Annotated in this window: 15 protein-coding genes and 2 tRNA genes; 13 read left to right on the forward strand and 4 right to left on the reverse strand. The window is 71.8% G+C overall.

The annotated features are described in order from the left end of the window. The first annotated feature begins 21 nt into the window (after nucleotides 1-21). The 9 genes from ASG51_RS20355 (at nucleotide 22) to ASG51_RS20395 (ending at nucleotide 7,510) form a co-directional block, all read left to right on the forward strand. The gene (locus ASG51_RS20355) at nucleotides 22-324 is read left to right on the forward strand and encodes an acyl carrier protein (protein ID WP_055949487.1); all 303 of its coding nucleotides are present in this window, start codon (nucleotides 22-24) and stop codon (nucleotides 322-324) included. A gap of 75 nt (nucleotides 325-399) precedes the next feature. Beyond that, nucleotides 400-870, forward strand: a complete 471-nt coding sequence (locus ASG51_RS20360; protein ID WP_056220162.1) for a 3-hydroxyacyl-ACP dehydratase FabZ family protein — start codon at nucleotides 400-402, stop codon at nucleotides 868-870. 42 nt (nucleotides 871-912) lie between these two features. Then, the gene (locus tag ASG51_RS20365) at nucleotides 913-2,052 is read left to right on the forward strand and encodes a beta-ketoacyl-ACP synthase (RefSeq protein WP_056382708.1); all 1,140 of its coding nucleotides are present in this window, start codon (nucleotides 913-915) and stop codon (nucleotides 2,050-2,052) included. Between the two features lie 52 nt (nucleotides 2,053-2,104). Beyond that, nucleotides 2,105-3,403, forward strand: a complete 1,299-nt coding sequence (locus ASG51_RS20370) for a beta-ketoacyl-ACP synthase (protein WP_056382711.1) — start codon at nucleotides 2,105-2,107, stop codon at nucleotides 3,401-3,403. Further along, nucleotides 3,400-4,179, forward strand: coding sequence for an SDR family NAD(P)-dependent oxidoreductase (locus ASG51_RS20375; protein ID WP_056382713.1), 780 nt, complete (start codon nucleotides 3,400-3,402; stop codon nucleotides 4,177-4,179). Before ASG51_RS20370 ends, ASG51_RS20375 begins: the two co-directional genes overlap by 4 nt. 13 nt (nucleotides 4,180-4,192) lie before the next feature. After that, on the forward strand, nucleotides 4,193-4,471 hold the full coding sequence (locus ASG51_RS20380) for an SH3 domain-containing protein (RefSeq protein WP_056382715.1): 279 nt from the start codon (nucleotides 4,193-4,195) through the stop codon (nucleotides 4,469-4,471). Nucleotides 4,472-4,579: 108 nt separating this feature from the next. After that, nucleotides 4,580-5,602, forward strand: coding sequence for a zinc-binding dehydrogenase (locus ASG51_RS20385; RefSeq protein WP_056220177.1), 1,023 nt, complete (start codon nucleotides 4,580-4,582; stop codon nucleotides 5,600-5,602). 92 nt (nucleotides 5,603-5,694) lie between these two features. After that, entirely contained in the window at nucleotides 5,695-6,732 is a 1,038-nt protein-coding gene (locus ASG51_RS20390; protein WP_082514156.1) for a lipid A biosynthesis lauroyl acyltransferase, read from the forward strand. A gap of 4 nt (nucleotides 6,733-6,736) precedes the next feature. Continuing rightward, complete coding sequence (locus ASG51_RS20395; protein ID WP_056348541.1) at nucleotides 6,737-7,510, forward strand: DUF1223 domain-containing protein; 774 nt, start codon at nucleotides 6,737-6,739, stop codon at nucleotides 7,508-7,510. Between the two features lie 113 nt (nucleotides 7,511-7,623). Here ASG51_RS20395 and ASG51_RS20400 read toward each other — a convergent pair whose 3' ends face one another. The 4 genes from ASG51_RS20400 to ASG51_RS20415 form a co-directional block, all read right to left on the reverse strand. Continuing rightward, nucleotides 7,624-8,499, reverse strand: a complete 876-nt coding sequence (locus ASG51_RS20400) for a hypothetical protein (protein ID WP_056382720.1) — start codon at nucleotides 8,497-8,499, stop codon at nucleotides 7,624-7,626. Between the two features lie 393 nt (nucleotides 8,500-8,892). Further along, nucleotides 8,893-10,188, reverse strand: a complete 1,296-nt coding sequence (locus ASG51_RS20405; protein ID WP_082514157.1) for an aminopeptidase — start codon at nucleotides 10,186-10,188, stop codon at nucleotides 8,893-8,895. Nucleotides 10,189-10,296: 108 nt separating this feature from the next. Further along, nucleotides 10,297-10,590 (reverse strand): DUF2218 domain-containing protein, encoded by a 294-nt coding sequence (locus ASG51_RS20410; RefSeq protein WP_056382721.1) that lies wholly within the window; start codon nucleotides 10,588-10,590, stop codon nucleotides 10,297-10,299. 235 nt (nucleotides 10,591-10,825) lie between these two features. Continuing rightward, nucleotides 10,826-12,292 carry an FAD-binding oxidoreductase gene (locus tag ASG51_RS20415; RefSeq protein ID WP_056382802.1) on the reverse strand — a complete coding sequence of 489 codons (1,467 nt, stop codon included), beginning with the start codon at nucleotides 12,290-12,292 and terminating at the stop codon, nucleotides 10,826-10,828. A 145-nt stretch (nucleotides 12,293-12,437) separates the two neighbouring features. Here ASG51_RS20415 and ASG51_RS20420 point away from each other — a divergent pair, with 145 nt between their 5' ends. From ASG51_RS20420 to ASG51_RS20435, 4 genes are all read left to right on the forward strand, one after another. Further along, nucleotides 12,438-13,136 (forward strand): fumarylacetoacetate hydrolase family protein, encoded by a 699-nt coding sequence (locus ASG51_RS20420; RefSeq protein WP_056348550.1) that lies wholly within the window; start codon nucleotides 12,438-12,440, stop codon nucleotides 13,134-13,136. A gap of 5 nt (nucleotides 13,137-13,141) precedes the next feature. Continuing rightward, nucleotides 13,142-13,618 carry an NUDIX domain-containing protein gene (locus tag ASG51_RS20425; RefSeq protein WP_056220193.1) on the forward strand — a complete coding sequence of 159 codons (477 nt, stop codon included), beginning with the start codon at nucleotides 13,142-13,144 and terminating at the stop codon, nucleotides 13,616-13,618. Between the two features lie 135 nt (nucleotides 13,619-13,753). Continuing rightward, nucleotides 13,754-13,828: transfer RNA gene (locus tag ASG51_RS20430), tRNA-Gly, on the forward strand. A gap of 108 nt (nucleotides 13,829-13,936) precedes the next feature. Further along, nucleotides 13,937-14,011 (forward strand) — tRNA-Gly (locus tag ASG51_RS20435). The last annotated feature ends 48 nt before the right edge of the window (nucleotides 14,012-14,059 follow it).

A 14,059-nucleotide genomic window follows, 5' to 3' on the forward strand; every position in this document is an offset into this window, starting at 1 on the left:
CCAGTCACACGGCGAGAACGCATGTCCGACCAGACCCACACCGCCACCTTCGACCGCGTCGCGGACATCATCGCCGACACCGCCGACATCCCGCGGGACACGATCACCCCCGAGAGCCACGCCATCGACGATCTCGGGATCGATTCGCTCGCCTTCCTCGACATCGCCTTCGCGGTGGACAAGGCCTTCGGCATCAAGCTCCCCCTCGAGCGTTGGACCCAGGAGGTCAACGAGGGCAAGGTGCCGGCCGAAGAGTACTTCGTCCTGAAGAACCTCTGCGCCCGCATCGACGCCCTCGTGGCTGAGAAGGCCGCCAAGGCCTGAAGCCGGGCCGCCCGGGACGCCCCGGGCGACCGACGCCGCCCCTTCGACCCCCGCCCGCCCGGGACACAGGACGCCATGCGCCTCGAATATTTCGAGATGATCGACGCCGTGACCCGCTTCGACCGCGAGGCCGGCCGGATCGAGGCCCTGGCCCGCGTGCCGATGGAGAGCCCGGTCTTCGAGGGGCACTTCCCCGACCACCCGCTGGTGCCGGGCGTGCTGCTCACCGAGACCATGGCCCAGGCCTCGGGCTACCTCGTGCTCGCCCATCTGGGCTTCCGGCAGATGCCGTTCCTGATGGGCGTCGACAAGGCGCGCTTCCGGTCCTTCGTCGGCCCGGGCGCCGAACTGCAGATCGAAGCCAGCCTCGAACATGACGGCTCGGGCTACGCGGTGACGAAGGCGGCGATCCAGCACGACGGCAAGCCGCTGGCCAATGCCGAGCTGCGCTTCCGCACCATGCCGTTCCCGGCCGGCCTCGACGGGCCGATGCGCGCGCGGGCCCGCAAGATCGGGCTGTTCGATCTCGCGGGCGAGCCCGCGTGAGCGTGCGGCGAGTGAGCGTCCAGAGATGAGCGACGAGGTGAGATGAGCAGTTCGCGCGACGTCGTCGTCACCGGCATCGGCCTCGTCTCCTGCGCGGGCGAGGGCATCGCGGCGCATCTCGCGGCCCTCGGGGCCGGCGCGCCGGCGCGCACCGACACGCAGGCCTTCGCGCCCTACACGGTGCATCCGATGGCGCCCCTCGCCCTCGACGGCCAGATCCCGAAAAAGTCCGACCAGCGCCAGATGGAGCCCTGGCAGCGCCTGGGCGTCTACGCCGCCGGCCTCGCCCTGGATTCCGCCGGGGTGAAGGGGGATGCCAACCTGAAGGGCCGCATGCACCTCGTGGTCTCGGCCGGCGGCGGCGAGCGCGACACCGCGGTGGACGGCGCGATCCTCACGGGCCTGCGGGAGGCCGCCGATCCGGGCGCCTACCTCAACGAGCACCTGCAGAACGACCTGCGCCCGACCCTGTTCCTGGCCCAGCTCTCGAACTTGCTCGCCGGCAATATCGGCATCGTCCACGGGGTCACGGGTGCGTCCCGCACCTTCATGGGCGAGGAAGCCGCGGGCACGGACGCCCTGCGCATCGCCCAGGCGCGGATCGCCTCGGGGCAGGTGGACTGCATGCTGGTGGGCGGCTCCTACAGCGCCGAGCGGCCCGATGTCATGGTCATCCACGAGATGGGCGGCTTCCTGCGCGCCCGCGACTTCCGCCCGGTCTTCGACCGGACCCCGGCGGCAGAGGCCGGCTTCATCCTCGGCAGTGCCGCCGCCTTCCTGGTTCTGGAAGCGGCCGAGCATGCCGCCGCCCGCGGGGCCCGGGCGCTGGCGCGCCTCGGCCCGGTGGCGAGCGACCGCACGACGCGCACGGCCGGCAGCACCGAGGCCAGCCTGGCGGCCCTCTGGACGACGGCGGGCGTCGCGGCGCCCGAGATCGTCCTCGCCGGTGCCACCGGCGTCGCCCCGGTCACGACCGAGGAGGGCGCAGCCCTGGCGCGCCTCGCCCCGGGCGTGGCCGTGACGGCTCTGGGCGATGTCACCGGCCACACCCTCGAGACGGTGGCGCCGTTCGGCGCGGCCCTGGCGGCGGCGCTCGTCGCCGAGAAGGGCCTGCGCGAGGTCGCCGTGACGGTGGTGGGCCATCGCCGGGGCGAGGGCGTGATCCGGGTGACGGCGGCCTGACCCGGGGCGATCCCGGACTCCGGTGGTGACGAAAAGAGTGTAAGACGGCGCGATGACGAACCAACCTCCCCGGGACGCCAAGGTCCGCGACGCGAAAGGCCGGCCGCTGGTGGCGGTCACCGGCCTCGGCATCGTCACCTCCCTCGGCCAGGGCCAGGCCGACAACTGGGCCGCCCTGACCGCCGGACGCTCCGGCATCCACGCCATCCGACGTTTCCCCACGGAGGGCCTGCGCACCCGCATCGCCGGCACTGTCGACTTCCTCGATACCGACCCCCTGGTGGCACCGGCCCTGTCCCAGCGCTTCGCGGAAGCCGCCGCCGACGAGGCGATCGCGCAGTCGGGCATCGGCCGGCCCGGGGACTTTCCCGGCGCCCTGTTCATCGCCGTCCCCCCGGTGGAGATCGAGTGGCCGCAGCGCCAGGCCCTGGCCGAGGCCTCGGGCCAGACCGGCCCGATCACCTATGCGGACCTGCAGCGCGCCGCCGCGAGCCGGCGCTTCGACCCCTGGCACGACCTGTTCATCTTCGGCACGGTGGCCGACCACATCGCCGACCGCTTCGGCACCAAGGGCTCGCCGATCTCCCTCTCCACCGCGTGCTCGTCCGGCGCCACGGCGATCCAACTCGGCGTCGAGGCGATCCGGCGCGGCGAGGTCACGGCCGCCCTCTGCATCGGCACCGACGGCTCGGTGAACCCGGAATCGCTGATCCGGTTCTCGCTGCTCTCGGCCCTCTCCACCCAGAACGACCCGCCCGAGGCCGCCTCCAAGCCCTTCTCGAAGAACCGCGACGGCTTCGTCATGGGGGAGGGCGCGGGCGCCCTCGTCCTGGAGGACGCCGAGGCGGCGCGCGCGCGCGGCGCAAGGATTCTCGGCTACGTCCTCGGCTGCGGCGAGAAGGGCGACGGCTTCCACCGCACCCGGTCGAGCCCCGACGGCGCCCCCGGCATCGCGGCGATCCGCGCCGCCCTGGCGGATGCCGACACGGCGCCCGACGCCATCGACACCGTGAACGCCCACGGCACCTCGACGCCGGAGAACGACAAGATGGAGGCGATGAGCTGCGCCGCCGTGTTCGGCGACCGCATCCGCACCCTGCCGGTCTCGTCCAACAAGTCGATGATCGGGCACACCCTCACGGCCGCGGGCGCGGTGGAGGCGGTGATCTCGCTGCTCACCATCGCGCACGGCCGAATCCCGCCGACCATCAACTACGCGGTGCCCGACCCCGCCATTCCCCTCGACATCGTAGCCGAGGCCCGGGACGTGCCGGTGCGTCGGGTGCTGTCGAACTCGTTCGGCTTCGGCGGCCAGAACACCTGCCTCGTTCTGGCGGACGAGCCGGCATGACGACGGACCCGAGCGCCGGGCCCGGCCGCCGAGTCCTCGTCACCGGGGGCGCCTCCGGCCTCGGCGCCGCCATCGTGCGGGCCCTGGTCGCCGCCGGCCACGACGTCGCCTTCACCTACCGGTCCTCCGCCGAGGCCGCCGAGGCGCTGGTGGCGGATCTCTCGGCGGCCCATCCCGACCGCACGATCACCGCGCTGGCCCTCGACCTCGCCGACCGCGCCGCCGTCGCGGCGTTCTGCGAGGAACTCGAGGCCGGCGACGGCTTCCACGGCTTCGTCCACAATGCCGGCCAGTCCTACGACGCCCTGGCGGCGATGCTGGACCAGGACCGGGCCGAGGCGGCCATGCAGGTGAACTTCTGGTCGCTGACGCGCCTGGCGAAATCCCTGGTCCGGGGCATGACCCGCGCGCGCGCGGGACGGATCGTCGCCATCGGATCGGTGGCCGCCCTCCGGGCCAACCCGGGCAACGCGGCCTACGCCGCGACCAAGGGCGCCCTCATCGCCTATTGCCGCACCCTGGCGGTCGAGTCGGCCAAGCGCGGCGTCACCGTCAACGTGATCGCGCCGGGCTTCATCGATACCGGGATGATGGCCCCCTACGCCGCCTACCGCGCCACCATGGAGCGCCAGATCCCGGCCGGCCGCTTCGCCCGGCCGGAGGACGTCGCCGCCCTCGCGGCCTTCCTGATGGGCGAGGGCGCCGCCTACATCACCGGCGCGGTGCTGCCCGTCGACGGCGGCCTCACCGCGATGATGGGCGTCCATCGCTCCTGAGGCGGAACCGAGCATGTCCCCGATCCCCGCCGCGCTGGTCCTCCTGCTCCTCGCCACCGGCTCCGCCGCGGCGGCCGACGCGTTCCGGGTCGACGGGCTCCCGCGCGGCGAGACCCTGAGCATCCGCGAGACGCCGGATGCCGCCGCGCCCGCCCTCGGCCAGGCCCCGCTGGGCGCCCGCCTGCGCGGCTTCGGCTGCACCGCGGACACCCCGAGCGGTCTGACCTGGTGCCGTGTCAAGGCCGGCCCGATCCTCGGCTGGGCCCGGCGGCGCTACCTGTCGCCGGAGTGAGGCCGGCCCGGCGGGTTGATGCCTGGCCCCGCGGAGGCTAGCGAGGGGCGCATGAACGCCCAGCCCCTGCGGGGGCATCCGCGGCGCCCCGCGAACGGAAGCGAACCGATGCAATCCCTCCAGCTCCACGGTGACCGCGACCTGCGCCTCGAGGATGTCGCGGAGCCCGCGCCCCCCGGCCCCGGCGAGGTCCAGATCCGCGTGCGCGCGGTGGGCCTGAACTTCATCGACGTCTGGGGCTTCCGCGGCATGGCCTTCGCCAAGCGCAAGCTGCCCCTGGCGGTCGGGGCCGAGGCTTCGGGCGAGATCGTCTGCGTCGGGGAGGGCGTCACGGGCCTGGCCGCGGGCGACCGGGTGGCGATGTACGGCGCCCGGACCTGCGGCCGGTGCAAGGCCTGTCGGGAGGGCCGCGACAACCTCTGCGAGGACGTCTCCGGCGTGATGGGCTTCCACATCGACGGCTTCGCCCGCGAGCGGGTGACCATGCCGGCGCGCCTCGTCATAAAGATGCCGGACGGCGTCAGCTTCACCGATGCGGCCTGCGCCCCGGTGGCCTTCGGCACCGTGCAGCACATGCTGTTCGACAATGCCCGCCTTGAGCCGGGCGAGAGCATCCTCGTCCATGCCGGCGGGTCCGGCATCGGCACGGCGGCGATCAAGATGGCCAAGGCCATCGGCTGCACGGTCTTCACCACGGTGGGCGACGACGCCAAGGGCGAGAAGGCCAAGGCGCTCGGCGCCGACCACGTCATCAACTACCGCGAGGAGCGCTTCGAGGGCGAGGTCCGCCGCCTGACCAAGCGCAAGGGCGTCGACGTGGTCTTCGAACATGTCGGCCCCGACACCTGGAACGGCTCGCTCCTCTGCCTCAAGCGCGGGGGACGGCTCGTCACCTGCGGCTCCACCTCGGGCGTCTCGACCAGCATGAACCTGATGCAGCTATTCCAACAGCAGTACCGCATCACCGGCTCGTTCGGCTGCTCGATGGCCAATATCCGCGACGCCATGGCCAAGATGGCGGACGGCATCACCCCCGTGGTGGACACGGTCCTGCCCCTGGCCGATTTCGCGAAGGGGCTGGAGCGCCTGGAATCCCGGAAGGTCTTCGGCAAGATCCTCGTGACGCTCTGAGTTGCAGGCCGCACGGGTGCCCTCCCGGGCTAAAATGAATTATGCCAGGGGCCAGGGTCGTCGCCGGAACGCCCCGCGTCACGGGATTCGTTTTGCTTCGCCTTGCCCTCGTCCTGAAGCGTAACCTGCCGCGGCTGGCCGGCCTCGCCATGATTCCCCTGATCCGGGGGCTGTTCTGGCTGGCGCGCCTCCTCGGGGCCGAGCGTGCGAGCCGGGTCGGCGGCTGGGTCGCCCGGACGGTCGGTCCCTTCCTGCCAGCCCACCGGATCGCGACGGCCAATCTGCGCGCGGCCTTCCCCGAGCGGGACGAGGCCGCGATCCGCGCCCTCGCCCGGGAGGCGTGGGACAATCTCGGCCGGACGGGTGCGGAATACGCCCATCTCCACACGCTGTTCGATCTCGATCCGGCGGATCTCGCGGCGGGCGGGCGGATCACGGTGGCGGGCGAGACGCATTTCGCCGACCTGCGCGACGACGGCAAACCGGGCCTGATCTTCTCCGCCCACTTGGCGAACTGGGAATTGCCGGCGATCTGCGCGGCCCAGTTCGGCCTCGACGCCACCGCGATCTTCCGTCCCCCCAACGACGCGGCCTCCGCGCGCCTGGTCCAGGAGGTCCGCCGCCAGACCATGGGAGGCCTGGCGGCGGCCGGGCAGGGCGCGGTCTTCGCCATGCAGGGTGTGGTGGAGCGCGGCGGCCATCTCGGCCAGCTCATCGACCAGCACTTCACCCGGGGGGTGGTGGTGGAGTTCTTCGGCAAGCCGGTGCTGGTCAATCCGCTCCTGGGCAAGCTCGCCCGCCACTACGAATGTCCCGTCCACGGCGCGCGAGTGGTCCGCCGCGACGGGACGCGCTTCCATCTTGAACTGACGCCGCCCGTCGACCTGCCGCGCGACGCCTCGGGCGCCATCGACGTGCAGGGGGCGATGCAGGCGATGACTCGGGTGATCGAGGGCTGGATCCGCGAGAATCCCGGTCAATGGCTCTGGATGCACCGGCGCTGGCGTCCCGCGATGCTGCCGAAGCCCAAACCCGCTCAGGGTCCGGCTTCGGGCACGACGGCCCCGGCCGGCGCGCCGGAGGATCGAGCGACCGTGATGACGGGGAATGGCCCGGCGACGGTATCCTGATCCCATGAGCCGCGCCGCCCCGTCCCTTCCGCGCCGAACCGTCGGCCTGCGCCTCGCCCTCCTGGTCGCCGCCGGTGCCCTGGTGGCGGGTGCGACCCAGGCCCTGGCGGGCGAGCGCACCCCGGTGGTGATCGAGCTCTACACGAGCCAGGGCTGCGCCTCTTGTCAGCCGGCCTCGCGGGTGCTCGGGGAGTTCGCCCGGGAGCCCGGCGTGATCGCCCTGACCTTCCCGATCACCTACTGGGACTATCTCGGCTGGAAAGACGCCTATGCCCAGCCCGCCTTCACGGCGCGGCAGCGGGCCTACGCCTCCCTACGCGGCGAGCGACAGGTCTTCACACCCCAGGCCATCGTCAACGGCGAGCCCTCGATGATCCGTTCGGATCGCAACTCCCTGGAACGGGCCCTGCGCCGGGCCCGGGCGACCAGCCCCATCCAGGTGCCGGTCCGGAGCTGGGAAGAGGGCGACCGCATCTGCGTCGATGTCGGCGCGAGCACGGGACCGGACACCAAGGCCGAGCTCTGGCTGCTGCCGGTGATGCGGCGGCGGCGCATCGCCATCGGCGGCGGCGAGAACAAGGGACAGGTGTTCGACTACATCAACGTCGTGCGCGGGATGCACCGGATCGGCCCCTGGACGGGTCATGCGGCACATTTCGAGGTGCCGCGCCACGCGGCCCAGGTCGCCGATGCCGATTCCTACGTCGTCGTGCTCCAGGGGGGCAACGAGGGCCGCCCCGCCCGCATCCTCGGCGCCGCCAAGGCGCCTGGCTTCTGAAAGGCACCTGCCTTTCGACAGCGCCCCGGGATCGCTCCCGGGGCGCCGTTTGACCGAGCGGCCAGTCTGATCGGGCTGGGGAGGCTCGGGCCAAAAGCGGGTCCGGCGACGGGTCAGTACGTCCCGAACTTGTAGTTCAGGCCGGCGCGGACGACGGCGAACTCGTCGGAGCGGCGGCTGGTATAGCCCGTCGCGGCTGCATAACCCGTGCCGGAAACGCTGTACTGGGCGCCCGTCGAGTTCGAATAGGCGAACACGCCGTTGGTGCTGTTCCGGTCGAGGCTGACATAGAGGCCCTCGATTTTCACGGTCACGGCGGAGGACTTGAAGAAGTTCAGGAACGAGTCGGAGGGCAGGGCGTACTCGATGCCGCCGCCCGCGGCCCAGCCGGTGCGGAACGTATCGGTGCTGCTGTTGGGCAGGCCGAAGCTGGAGCCGCCCCCGCCGCCATAGGCGAAGCCGCCGGTGCCGTAGACCAGGGTCCGGTCGAAGGCGTAGCCGAGGCGGCCCCGCACGGTGCCGAAGTAGTCGAGGTTCGACAGGCCGTTCGGGTTGACGAAGGTCAGGTCCGCGTTGGGCGTGCCGACGAAGGACGCCGTGTTGCGGTTGGTGCCGAAGCCGAGATACTGCGCATCCGCCTCGACGCCGACCACCACGCCGGAGCCGGGCGTGAACTGATAGTTGTAGCCGATCTGGCCGCCCCCGGTGAAGCCGTTGTTGGCGTTGCGGTTGCTGAAGGCCACGAGGCCCGGATCGGCGCCGTTGGCGACGACGCCGGAGGCGGCGGTGGTACCGATCACGATGGCGCCGCGGCTGCTGTTGGCATCGAAGCCGTAGCCGGCGTTGAGACCCGCATAGAACCCGGTCCAGCTGAAGACCGGAACCGTGGTGAAGACCGGCGGCGCGGCGCGGCGCGGAAGGTCGGCGGCAGAGGCCGCTCCGGCGAGCAGGACAGCCATCGGGCCGGCCAGGAGAAGGGGCTTGGTCATGAGATCCTCGTTGTCTCCCTCGGGAGATGGCGAACCCGAACGACGGTTCCAACCCGCAGACTGGTGCCGGACACCCGGCGCGGAAACCCGCGGGCGCCCGGGCGTCACCGCGACGAGGCCGGCCCCGATCTCCGCATCCGTGCGCCGGCAGACACGGGAGCGCGGGGATCGGGCGGTCTTCTACGCCTGCCGAACCCGCCCGAAGGCGGCGGCAGTCTGTACGGGCGTCCGTTCGAAAGTCCGTGGCCGGTGCGACCACATCCGGACCATGCGTGGGAAATTTGCCCACGTCAATTCGACGCCATCGTCTGCGTGCGCCTTCACACGGGGAAGGGCGCACGCGGATGGATGGCGTATCGGCTCAGGCCGGCGGGCGGCGCTGCCGGGAGGGCGTCAGTCGACCCACTCGCCGGCGCGCATCACCGGAACCGCCCGGCCCTCGGCGGAGAGGCCGTCGACGTCGATCCGGTCGGAGCCGATCATCCAGTCGATGTGGATCAGGCTGCGGTTGGCACCGCGGGCCGCGAGGTCGTCCGCGCTGAACTCCGCGCCGCCGTTGCGGAAGCACTTGCTGTAGGCCTGGCCCAGGGCGATGTGGCTCGCCGCGTTCTCGTCGTAGAGGGTGTTGTAGAACAGGAGTCCCGAGGCGGAGATCGCCGAGGAGGCGGGCACCAGGGCGACCTCGCCGAGGCGGCGCGCGCCCGCGTCGGTCTCCAGCACCTTGGCGAGCACGTCGCCGCCGGTTCGGGCGGTGGCCTCGACGATGCGGCCGCCCTCGAAGCGCACTTGGATCCCGTCGATCAGTGTGCCCTGGTAGGAGAGCGGCTTGGTGCTGGTGACGGTGCCGTCGACCCGGTCCTTGTGCGGGGTGGTGAACACCTCCTCGGTGGGGATGTTGGCGTTGCAGACGATGCCGCTGCGGGAGGCCGAGGCGCCGCCGCACCATTCGTGGTCGTCGGCGAGGCCCACCGTGAGGTCGGTGCCGGGTCCGAAGAAGCGGAGGGCCGCGAAGCGGTGGGCGTTGAGCGCGTTCATCCGGGCGTGAAGGGCGGCGTTGTGCGCCTCCCAGGCCGCCACCGGGTCGGGGCCGTCCACCCGCGAGGCCGCGAAGATCGCGTCCCAGAGGCGGGACACGGCCTCGGCCTCCGGTAGGTCGGAGAACACCGTGCGGGCCCAGGGCGTCGTCGCCGCCGAGACGATGGTCCAGTTGGTGGAGAAGTTGGCGATGAGCTCCAGGGCGGGCACGTAGGCCTTCGACCGGGCCTGGTTGGCACGGGCCACCTTGGCCGAGTCCTGGCCGGCCAGAAGGGAGGGATCGTCGCCCGCGATGGCGAGGCGGGCCGCGCCGTTGCGGTAGGCCTCAGCCATGCCGCTGTAGAGCCAGCCGGCTGCGGTGTCGAAGGCCGCCTCGGGGGCGTGGGCGAAGCGCGCCAGGGTGGCGGCATCGTCCGTGTAGAAGGTGGTGACCAGGGAAGCGCCGGCCTTGTAGGCCTGTTCGGTGATGAGGCGGGCCAGCGGCACCGTCTCGAGCGGCGCGGTGATCACGAGTTCCTGGCCGGGCCGGAGACCCAGGCCGACCTTCACGGCGACCTCGGCCAGGCGCTCCAGGCGCTCGGCATGCCGTGCCCCGTGCGACGACGCGGCCCCGGTCGGTGTGGAGCCAGCGGTTGTCTGCGCGATCCCGTCCATGCCTGTCTCCCGATGCTGCCTTCAGCGCTGTGCGCTCAAGATCAGGTCCCGGGACGGCAGGTCAACCCTCGGTGGACGCAGGCCGGGCGGGCCGGCCACGGCGTGGGTTCAAGCGGCGCGGGACCAAGTGATCTCGCCGAGGTTCTCGCGGAAGGCGAAGCGCAGAAGATGGTCGGAGACCACGTTCTCCAGGCGCGTCAGGGCGGCCGGATCGGGCGTCGCGACCCGCATCAGCAGGGCGTCGGGGCCGGCCTCGAAGGTGCAGACGCGGTCCTCGCCGAAGGGCACCCGGCCGGCCTCCTCGGTGGCTTCCACTGGGAACTTGTAGCTCCAGTGACGGCAGAGCTGCTTGAGGTAGCGGCTCGCCTCGGCCGTCGGGACTCTCGCCTGGGAAGTCGGCATCGAACGTGTCTCCTGCTCGGTCTTCGATCGCGACGTCTGATCTGTTCTCTCGTCCAAGAGAGGGCGGAAGGGTTAAGACCGGCCTAACCCACCGCACTGCAACCAGCCGTGCGCCGTTGTCGTGCAACCTCCTCCGCCCGCAGCGGAGCCGATTTATGGCGCATTGCCGTCGATAATCTGGCAAGTCTTTGTGCACTGCACAACAACAATCCGGACGAGCCCGGTCCGGTTCCGATTAAATTTTTGTTGAGCCTTCGGAAAAGCCGAATGACGCCGCCTCGCCGGCCCGGCGGTCGGGCAGAACCTTGCCCGGGTTGAGGATGTTTGCCGGGTCCAGGGCGGCCTTGAGGCTGCGCATCAGGTCGAGGGCCACCGGGTCGGCGTAGCGCGCCAGTTCGTCGCGCTTCAGGAGGCCGACGCCGTGCTCGGCCGCGATGGAGCCGCCGAGCCCGGCGACGATGTCGTGGACGATCCGGTTGAAGCGCTCCCAGGCGGCGAGGAACGCGGCGCGGTCCATGCCCACGGGCTGGCTGAGGTTGAAGTGGATGTTGCCGTCACCGAAGTGCCCGAAGGCGCAGACACGCAGACCGGGCATCGCCGCCTCGCAGGCCCGCGTCGCCCGCGCGAGAAACTCGGGTAGGCGGGAGAGCGGCACCGAGACGTCGTGCTTGATCGAGGCGCCCTCGGCCTTCTGGACCTCGGAGAGGCTCTCGCGCAGGTCCCAGACGGCGTTCGCCTGCGCCTCGCTCGCCGCCAGGGCCGCATCTTCGAGGAGCCCCGCGTCCTGCGCCCGGGCGAGCAGCATCTCCATCAAGGTCGCCGCGTCCTCGCCGGGTCGGGTGGTGGAGAGCTCCACCAGCGCGTAGGCCCCGTGCGCCCCGGCCAGGGGCCGACGGGCCCCGGCCCGGTGGCGCAGGACGATCTCCAGCCCGAAGGGGGCGATGTACTCGAAAGCGGTCAGGGTCGGGCCGGCCTCCGCCCGCAAGCGCCGGAACAGCGCCAGGGCGGCCTCGGCCGAGGCGAGGCCGACCAAGGCCACGGCGCGGGAGGTCGGCCGGGGAAAGAGCTTCAGCACCGCGGCGGTGATCAGCCCGAGCGTTCCCTCCGAGCCGAGGAACAGGTGCTTGAGGTCGTAGCCGGCATTGTCCTTGCGCAGGCCCTTCAGCCCGTTCCAGACCCGGCCATCGGCCAGCACCACCTCGAGCCCGAGGACGAGGTCGCGGGCGTTGCCGTAGGCGAGCACGGCGGTCCCGCCCGCATTGGTGGAGAGATTGCCGCCGATGCGGCAGGACCCCTCGGAGGCCAGCGAGAGCGGGAACAGCAGGCCGGCGGCCTCCGCGGCCGCCTGGACGTCGGCCAGCACCATGCCGGCTTCCACGGTGATGCTGGCATTGACGGGGTCGATCGCCCGCAGGCGCGTCAGGCGTGCCATCGACAGCACGATGCCCCCCTGCGGCAGGCCGCCGCCGACATGGCCGGTGTTGCCCCCCTGGGCCACCACCGGCACCCCGGCCTCGGCGCAGGCACGGACCACGCCGGCGACCTCGGCGGTGTCGGCGGGCCGCACCAGCGCCAGGGCGTGGCCGCGCTGCAGCCCGCGGGTCTCGGCGAGGTGGGGCGCGAGGTCGGCCGGGTCGGTGAGGACGTGGGCGGCGCCGAGATGCGCGGCGAGATGCGCCAGCAGGCGGGAGGGGTCGGTCACCACGGAACTCGCAACGGCAGGCCTCGGCTCGCGGCAGGATGGCGCGGCCGGGCCCGCTGCCTATGATAGGGATGGCGCGGCGTCCTGTGCAGGGCGAGCGACCGGGCGCCGCGCCGCATCCGCCGAGAGAAGAGGTTGGAGACCCATGCTGTCCGTGATCCCGAACCCGCCCCGCATCGCCCTTCCGATCGTCGGCAGCGACGACCTGTTTCCCGTGCGGCGGGTCTACTGCGTGGGTCGCAACTACGCCGCCCACGCCCGCGAGATGGGCAAGGACCCCGACCGCGAGCCGCCGTTCTTCTTCATGAAGCCCGCCGATGCCCTGCAGATCGTCACGGGCGACGATCCGGTGGACCACCCCTATCCGCCGCGCACCGAGAACTACCACTTCGAGGTGGAGATGGTGGCGGCCCTCGGGCTGGGCGGCCGCGACATCCCGGAGGCTTCTGCCCTCGACCACGTCTACGGCTACGCCGTCGGGCTCGACATGACCCGGCGCGACGTCCAGGACGAGGCCAAGCGCCTGGCGCGCCCCTGGGACCTCGCCAAGTCCGCCGATGCCTCGGCGCCGATCGGACCGCTGCACCCGGCCTCGGCCATCGGCCATCCCGCGCGGGGCGCCATCACGCTGGCGGTGGACGCGGGCGAGCGCCAGCGCGGCGACCTCTCCGAGATGATCTGGTCGACGCAGGAGCAGGTCGCGCTGCTCTCGACCTATTTCGAGCTGCACCCGGGCGACCTCATCTTCACCGGCACCCCGTCGGGCGTCGGCGCCGTCCGGCGCGGCGAGACGATGACAGCCGCCATCGAGGGCCTCGGCGCCATCCGCCTGCGCGTCGTCTGAGCCGCATGCTCCTGCAACGCCCCTGGATGCGGCGCCTGATCCACTACGGCGCCCTGGCGACGCGCGGCATGACCCTGGGCGTTCGCGGCGTCGCCATCGATGCCGAGGGCCGGGTCTGCCTCGTCCGCCACACCTACGTGTCGGGCTGGCACCTGCCCGGCGGCGGCATCGAGGCCGGCGAGAGCGCGGTGACGGCCATGGTCCGGGAGTTCCGTGAGGAGGCCGAGATCGTCGTCGATCCCGGGCATCCTCTGCGGCTGCACGGCTTCTATCACAGCCGCACGGGGGCCGGGCGCGACCACGTCGCCCTCTACGTGGCCGCCGCCTTCGCGGTGCGGGCGCCAAAACAGCCCGACCGCGAGATCGCCGCCTGCGGCTTCTTCCCCCTCGATGCGCTCCCGGCCGAGACCACCGCCGCCACCCGCGCGCGCCTGCGCGAAATCCGCGAGGGCCTGCCCCCGCCCGCGCAGTGGCAGCCCTGAGGGGCGGTGCGATGCCGGCAAACGGCCCGCGGGGCGAGCGCCGGGATTCAGCGCTTGCAACGCCCGACGGAATGGTGTTTAGAGACGCCGTCCGGGGCCGCCGGCGGGTCTTTCCCACCAGCGGCGCGGTTGTGAGCGGGTGTAGCTCAGGGGTAGAGCACAACCTTGCCAAGGTTGGGGTCGAGGGTTCGAATCCCTTCGCCCGCTCCAATTAACCGAACGAGACGACCGGAGCGACAGCCGCTGGAAGCGGCTTTTTGCTTCGTTGAGACGACGAACCGTCCGGCGCGAGGGTATCCTTCGCCGCGACGGGTGTGAGCGGGTGTAGCTCAGGGGTAGAGCACAACCTTGCCAAGGTTGGGGTCGAGGGTTCGAATCCCTTCGCCCGCTCCAAATTCCCAACCCTTCCAGATCCGACCCAGCGCCCTCCGGGGCGCTTTT

The organism is Methylobacterium sp. Leaf465, assembly GCF_001424705.1.
GTDB lineage: Bacteria > Pseudomonadota > Alphaproteobacteria > Rhizobiales > Beijerinckiaceae > Methylobacterium.

Bases quoted from the DNA above. Each gene is read 5' to 3' on its own strand.
- ASG51_RS20405 (WP_082514157.1), bottom strand. From the start codon at position 10,188: ATGGACGGGATCGCGCAGACAACCGCTGGCTCCACACCGACCGGGGCC.
- ASG51_RS20355 (WP_055949487.1), top strand. From the start codon at position 22: ATGTCCGACCAGACCCACACCGCCACCTTCGACCGCGTCGCGGACATC.
- ASG51_RS20425 (WP_056220193.1), top strand. From the start codon at position 13,142: ATGCTCCTGCAACGCCCCTGGATGCGGCGCCTGATCCACTACGGCGCC.
- ASG51_RS20395 (WP_056348541.1), top strand. From the start codon at position 6,737: ATGAGCCGCGCCGCCCCGTCCCTTCCGCGCCGAACCGTCGGCCTGCGC.
- ASG51_RS20420 (WP_056348550.1), top strand. From the start codon at position 12,438: ATGCTGTCCGTGATCCCGAACCCGCCCCGCATCGCCCTTCCGATCGTC.
- ASG51_RS20365 (WP_056382708.1), top strand. From the start codon at position 913: ATGAGCAGTTCGCGCGACGTCGTCGTCACCGGCATCGGCCTCGTCTCC.
- ASG51_RS20385 (WP_056220177.1), top strand. From the start codon at position 4,580: ATGCAATCCCTCCAGCTCCACGGTGACCGCGACCTGCGCCTCGAGGAT.
- ASG51_RS20410 (WP_056382721.1), bottom strand. From the start codon at position 10,590: ATGCCGACTTCCCAGGCGAGAGTCCCGACGGCCGAGGCGAGCCGCTAC.
- ASG51_RS20370 (WP_056382711.1), top strand. From the start codon at position 2,105: ATGACGAACCAACCTCCCCGGGACGCCAAGGTCCGCGACGCGAAAGGC.
- ASG51_RS20375 (WP_056382713.1), top strand. From the start codon at position 3,400: ATGACGACGGACCCGAGCGCCGGGCCCGGCCGCCGAGTCCTCGTCACC.
- ASG51_RS20380 (WP_056382715.1), top strand. From the start codon at position 4,193: ATGTCCCCGATCCCCGCCGCGCTGGTCCTCCTGCTCCTCGCCACCGGC.
- ASG51_RS20400 (WP_056382720.1), bottom strand. From the start codon at position 8,499: ATGACCAAGCCCCTTCTCCTGGCCGGCCCGATGGCTGTCCTGCTCGCC.
- ASG51_RS20360 (WP_056220162.1), top strand. From the start codon at position 400: ATGCGCCTCGAATATTTCGAGATGATCGACGCCGTGACCCGCTTCGAC.